This is a genomic window from Promineifilum sp. (SeqCode) (assembly GCF_041918635.1).
GTDB lineage: Bacteria > Chloroflexota > Anaerolineae > Promineifilales > Promineifilaceae > Promineifilum.
In genome coordinates this window covers 1-5,885 of record NZ_JAYRVJ010000030.1, presented here as the reverse complement: position 1 = coordinate 5,885, position 5,885 = coordinate 1, and the positions used below count along the sequence as shown (strand labels likewise).

At 65.4% G+C, this 5,885-nt stretch carries 5 protein-coding genes; all 5 read left to right on the top strand.

Annotated features, from left to right (window positions below; genetic code table 11):
* A partial coding sequence (locus ACE3UY_RS01095; RefSeq protein WP_374685709.1) for a hypothetical protein occupies window positions 1–3,167 on the top strand: 3,167 nt, incomplete at its 5' end.
* Between the two features lie 12 nt (window positions 3,168–3,179).
* Entirely contained in the window at window positions 3,180–4,109 is a 930-nt protein-coding gene (locus tag ACE3UY_RS01090; RefSeq protein ID WP_374685708.1) for a metallophosphoesterase, read from the top strand.
* 7 nt (window positions 4,110–4,116) lie between these two features.
* Window positions 4,117–4,254: a hypothetical protein gene (locus ACE3UY_RS01085; RefSeq protein ID WP_374685707.1), complete on the top strand. Its 138-nt coding sequence runs from the start codon at window positions 4,117–4,119 to the stop codon at window positions 4,252–4,254.
* A 2-nt stretch (window positions 4,255–4,256) separates the two neighbouring features.
* Window positions 4,257–5,150, top strand: a complete 894-nt coding sequence (locus ACE3UY_RS01080) for a hypothetical protein (RefSeq protein ID WP_374685706.1) — start codon at window positions 4,257–4,259, stop codon at window positions 5,148–5,150.
* Between the two features lie 8 nt (window positions 5,151–5,158).
* Window positions 5,159–5,885 (top strand): hypothetical protein (locus ACE3UY_RS01075; RefSeq protein WP_374685705.1); only part of this gene is annotated, 727 nt, incomplete at its 3' end.

Sequence of the window (5,885 nt, the reverse complement as noted above, 5' to 3'; positions counted from 1 at the left end):
TGCTCGTCGCCGCCCAGGAGGATTACGCCGACTACCCCGGCCTGGAAGAGCAACTGGAGATCGCCCGCGACGGCATCGCCGCGCTGGAGGCGACCAAGCTGACCAACCAGATGACCGAGGCCGACCGGCTGCGGCGCAAGGACGATTACGCCGGGGCGATCGCGCTGCTGAAAGAGGCTCGCGCCGCCGCCATCACCGCCGTGCCCCATCCCAAGCCCGGCTCCCCCTTGCAAGAACGCCTCGACGATCTGGCGCGCCTCATCGACGACATTGTCGCCGCCGAGGAGCGCTACAATCGGATGCTGGAGCAACTGGACGCGGTCGCCCGGCTCATGGACGACTATGAGCGCGACAAGACCCCCCAATCGCTGCAGAAAGCGCGGGGCATGATGGCCACCCTCAGCGAGGATGAGCAGAAGCACCCCAAGACGCTCGAGCAACTCGTTCGCCTTAGCCAGCTTCAGACAGTGGATGAGAACTGGGAACAGGGGTTGAGCGCCTATCGCCGCGGCCAGTGGGACAACGCCATCAAGTTGCTCGAGCGGGTCGCGAAGGCCGAGGCGCAGCAGAGCCAGGAAGCGGGCAAGCTGGTCAAGCGCGCCAACGCCGCGGGCGACGTACTGAGCGCCCAGCAAGCCGAGGAAGAAGGGCGCTACGCGGACGCCCTGAACATCTATAAAGACGCCGAGGAGACCTTCACCCAGCAGGAAAGCGACCTGCGCACGGCCGAGTTCGACGCGAAGGCCCGCGACGGCCGGGCGCGCATGGAACTGAAGACCACCAACGACGCTGAGGCGCGTCGCGTGCTGACCGACGCCGAGCGCCGGTTGACGGCGGCCAACAAACGCGCCGCTGACCGCCGCGGCGTGGGCGATAAGGTTCAGCCTATCGCCGACTTCGCCACCATCGTCGACCAACTGGCCGTCGCCCTGGCGCTCGACTCGACGCTCAAGAACGAGATCGAGGCGCGCTGGAGCCTGGCCCGCCAGTCGTGGCTGGTCGCCTACCGCGCCGGCTTGCAGGCGGCGATCGGCTCCGACGACATGACCACCCTGGAGCGGGCCAAGGCGCTCGGCCGCGAATTGGAACAGAACGATCTGTTGATCGAGCCGGACGACAAGCGCCTCTACCGGCAGGTGGAAGAGAAGTGGCTCGACGCCCAGGCGAAGCAACTGCGCCGGGCCACGAACGTGAACTGGGCGGCCATCGAGGCCAACCGGCAGCGGCGGATCGAGATCGGCGGCGAGATCCCGGAGATCATGCGGGAGTATGCCGAGGCGGCCGAAAGCCGGGTGCTGAGCGAGATGGAGCAGTTGAGCAACCAGCGGCGGCGGCGGGAGGGGGACGAACTGAACTACCTGCGCCAGCAACTCGACACCAACCCTGCCCTGCTGCACAACTCCCGCCTGGTGGAGGAGTTCATGGGCATGCTGTGGCGCGACAAGCGCTGGGTCGAGGCCGAAAAACGCGCCGCGAAACTCGCCCACCGCCGTCTGGAAAACGCCCGCGTCCTGAGCCGGGTATGGCTGGGGTTGACCAAGGCCGCCAAATATCTAAAGGAGCGCGACGAGAAGACGTTCAACGCCGAAATGAGCCGCCTGGAGGACTACCTGACCGACAACGCCGAGGCCGGCCTGCGCCCGCTCTATGACCGCCAGCGCCGCGCCCTCATCGAGGACGCGGTCGGCAAGCTGGTCGAGGAGGCCCAAAGCCGGACGCGCCAGGGAAGCGAGCCTGACATCGTCGCCGCCACCTCCCTCTACGCCCTGGCCAACCGGATCGACCCCGACGACGCCCAGGTGGCTGCCGACCTGGAGGGGTTGCGCCCCCAGCTGCATTCCATCATCGCCAACCGACTGCTCGACGCCAAGGCGTTGGTCGCGACCGTCCCCTTGAAACAGACGATCCAAGAGGGCAAGAGCCTGCTGGGGCTGCTGCGCAACATCGACCAGGTGGCCGACGTGGCGGGCCTGCCCCATGGCGTCAGGGAAGAACTGACGGCAGGCATCGCCGACCTGGAGGCCAAGCTAAACGGCTGGGACGAAGTCTGGAAGCAACTAGACCGGGTAGACGTGGAGATACAGCGGGCCAAGACCGAGCCGTATCCCTTTGAGGGATCGAGCGGGGGCTGGGATTTTCAGAGCGCTAACCGGCAGTGGAGTAACACCCAGCAAAGCGCCCAGAACAGAGGGCTGGGCGGCGACCTCGCCGTCCAGGCCGAGTTGCAGACCCGCAAGCGGGAGATCGAGGCGCTGGGCCGGTTGGGCAGCGAGTTGAACAACCACGTGAAGGCGCTCCTGAACGCCTTGGACAACGAGGAATTCGAGCCGGCCCGGCCCGACAACCCCGACGACCCGTCGCCGCGCGCCGGCTGGCCGGCGGAGGCGCAGCCCAACGGTTCGTCTTATGGTATCGACAACGCCGCGACCCTGTTGGATGGCGCGTGGAGCGGCGCCCTGGCGCGGGGCTTCGCCGGCCTGGAGAAGGCGCTCTACCGCGAGGGCCACCCCACCAACATCCCGCTCCACGCCACGGCCGACTATCAGCGCGCCGCCCAGCGGCAGCGGGACAACTTCGACCAGTGGCGCGCCTGGGCCAGGCGCGTCAACGACGACCATGAGCAACTGGAGAGGGCGGCCAAACTCCTGAAACGCGACCTGGATGCGTTGCGCCTAGACGCCACCCTCGACAACCTCCTGGAGCAGTGCCAGGAGATCCTCCGGCTGTGCGAGCAGTTCACCGTCAACGCCGCCGGCCGCCCCCGCACGATCCCCCTGAGCCGCAAGGCGGCGACGCAAAAGAACAGCGTCAACCTGGCCTGGCAGGACGAGGTGGAAACGGCCGACTCCGGCCTGCGACACAAGGCGCAGGCTCTGCTGGAAGCGATAGAGAAGGACAAAGCTAAGCTCCCCCCCCTCCTTGATTCGCTCGATAACGTCATGCGCAACCTGAGGACCAACAGCCAGCCGACGATCAGGGGCGTCCTGATCAAAAGAGAGAATCCGCCCGACGCGACGGTTGTTCGCCGGTGGCTGAAGCGGGCGCGCGAGCAGTTGAAAGCGTGCCTGGACGTCGATCCGCAGCACCTCAAGGTGCAAGAGGCCAAGAAGGAAATCGAGGCCATCGAGAACAGGTTCGCGACGAGCAAATCCCCGGCGAGGGAGTAGGAGTGAGAGGACATGCGTTACGTCATCTTGACCGACATTCACGCCAACGAACTGGCGCTGCGGGCCATTATGGCCGAAGTGGACCCACTGCTGAGCCAGGGGGAAGCGCTGGCGCTGTGGTTCCTGGGCGACATCATCGGCTACGGCCCCGATCCGATCCCCTGCCTGGAGTGGCTGCGCGAACAGCCGCCGGATCTGCCCCGGCAGTGGGTTCCCGGCAACCACGACGAGTGGTTCATCCATCAGGCGGAGGACGGCATGAACGGAGATACCCTCGACAGCCTGCGGCGGCACGGCGAGGCGCTGGCCCGGCCGGAACACGCCGGGCTGAGCGCCTGGTTCCGTCGGGAACTGGACGCGGTGCTGACCGACAACGCGCGCACCCTGTTGCGGGCCGATTTCGACGGCGGGCGGACAGCCATCGGCGTCCACGCCGCGCTCGAACCCAGTATACGCCGCACCCACTACCTGAAGCCATGGATCCCCAGCCTGTTGCGCAACGAATTCCCCGCCCTGCGCGACGCGGTGGGCGAGGAGCGGGCGGCGGTGATGTTCTGCGGCCACAACCACTTCCCCATGTGGGCTGAGTGGGCGGAGGCGCGCGAGGGCAACGTCCGGCTGCGCTCCATCCGCTATGGCCGGCCCGCGCCGCTGGGCGGCGGGCTGACCCTCGTCAACCCCGGCAGCGCCGGCCAGCCGCGCGACGGCGACACGCGCGCCGCCTACGCCCTGTTCGACCCGGCGGCATGGACTATCGAGTTTCGGCGGGTGGCCTATGACTGCCAGCAGGCGGCCCGCCGCCTGCGCGCCCACAACTATGGCGAGCGGCTGGCCCTGCAACTGGAGGACGGCTACTCCGACGATACGCCCTACTACCTCAAAATCTACCAGCGGCCTGAGTGGGACTTGCGGGCGGTGGAGAGGGTGGGGGGGGAGGCGTGAGAAGGGAATGGACGTAGCGACGCAAATCATGTTGATCTTTATGGCGATTGTGGCCGAGAAAGTCCTGGAGGAGTTCGCCAGGGGCTTCTGGGACAGCTGGGCGCAGCGCGGCGATAAGAAGTATTGGGATTGGCCGGAGCGTTGAACATGAGCGACTGGGATCGGCTATCACCCCTCTATCTGAGCGATTTCTTCGCCGTATGGTATGACCGATTGGGCCTCGGGGTGCTGTTCGTCGTGTTGTTCGTGCTGCCGCTCCTATTGGTGTTGTTCCACTACGCGGAACCCGAACTTCGCAAGGGGCTTGGCAAATCGCCGCCAGATCCGATCCGGTTCCTCTTTGCCCTGGTGCGCCCGTCGCCCGCACGGTCGTCGGCCCTGAAGCTGTTTCTGCTCGGGGCGTTTCTGGTCTCCCTGGTCTACCTTTATTTCCACTGGCGGATCAGCGCCAACCCCAGCGTGCTGACGGACACCGAGGAATCGTTACAAGCGTTGGGGCGGGCGGACGTGGTGGCCGCCATCGAGTTTCTGCAGCGCTGGGCGGCCGTCGGCTGGACGCTGATGTTTGTCGTCCTCTCCCTGACCTTCGCCTTCCTGAGCGAGGGGTGGCATCTGTTGCCCGACGCGCCGATCCCGCTTTTGACGGTTAGCATCACGAGGGAAAGCACCGACACTCATTACAAGACCAAGGTAGAACATACGGAAGTCAGACTAACCGTAGATTCCGATGTGTATAAGCTAGCCACGAAAACATCGGGCTCCGCCAACGACCTCGTCAACTTCAGCTACCGTCAGGATGGCAACTACTGGTGCATGTTCCACAGCGGTCGCGATCAACGCGCCAGCATACAGGTGACAGTTCGTGAGGTACAGGTACATCTTTTTGGCCGACTGTTGGGCCGGCTGTTGCCCAATCGTTCTTTGACGCTCACCGGCGCGGAGATACGAGTCCCGCGTAAGGCGACCTTGACCTGGGTTTTTGAGCACCCGGACAGGGGTTGCGTGGAAAAACAGTGCGAAGTCGCATGGAAAAGCCACTGAGGAAACCCATGAACCCTTTTGCCACCCGCGCCGCCCTTCGTTTGTCCCTCTTGATGCTGCTGGGCGCGCTGCTGTTGAGCGCCCGGCCCGGCCTCGCCCAGGAGGGCGACTATGAGTTCGACTTCCTACCCGTGCACAACAGCGACACGGTCGACGTGACCGGGTTTCCAAAAGCCCACCTCGAATTCACGCTGCTGAAAGACGGCGCTCATTACGCCGGGGAGGCGGAAGAGGGCGATTTCAAGGTCTTCGAGGACGGCCGGCCCGTTCCTTTCCAGTACCGGGAAGAGACCTTGCCCGTGACGGTGACGATCATCTATGACGCCCTCTCTTACGCTAAGTTGGCCGAAGACTGGGAAGCGGATAAAGAGATCGCTTTGAATTTGGCCGCACTGACGCCGGCGACGGGCACGCTGCAATTCTGCTTAACGCTGGGCGTCCCCCATTGCCGCCCGGCCGCGCTCAACCGGCCGGGCGTGGCGTTATCCCTGCTGTATGCGGGTATTACGCAAACGCGCGACGATCAACCGGCCGGTCTGGACCAGGTGCTCAACGAAACGCTCGAACCGGATGGGGCGTCGGGCGGCGCGCCCCTCGTCATCCTTCTGCGTGATGAGGACCCGGGGCTGGTGACGGCCCGCCGGCTGCCCGCCGAAGACGTGCTGCGCCGCATCAACGCCCGCAACGGCGCTTTCACCATGATCGATCTAAACCGGGATGGCGACCCGGACGACC

Excerpts from the sequence above, each read along its gene's own strand:
- ACE3UY_RS01080 (WP_374685706.1), top strand. The coding sequence starts at position 4,257 with ATGAGCGACTGGGATCGGCTATCACCCCTCTATCTGAGCGATTTCTTC.
- ACE3UY_RS01090 (WP_374685708.1), top strand. The coding sequence starts at position 3,180 with ATGCGTTACGTCATCTTGACCGACATTCACGCCAACGAACTGGCGCTG.
- ACE3UY_RS01085 (WP_374685707.1), top strand. The coding sequence starts at position 4,117 with ATGGACGTAGCGACGCAAATCATGTTGATCTTTATGGCGATTGTGGCC.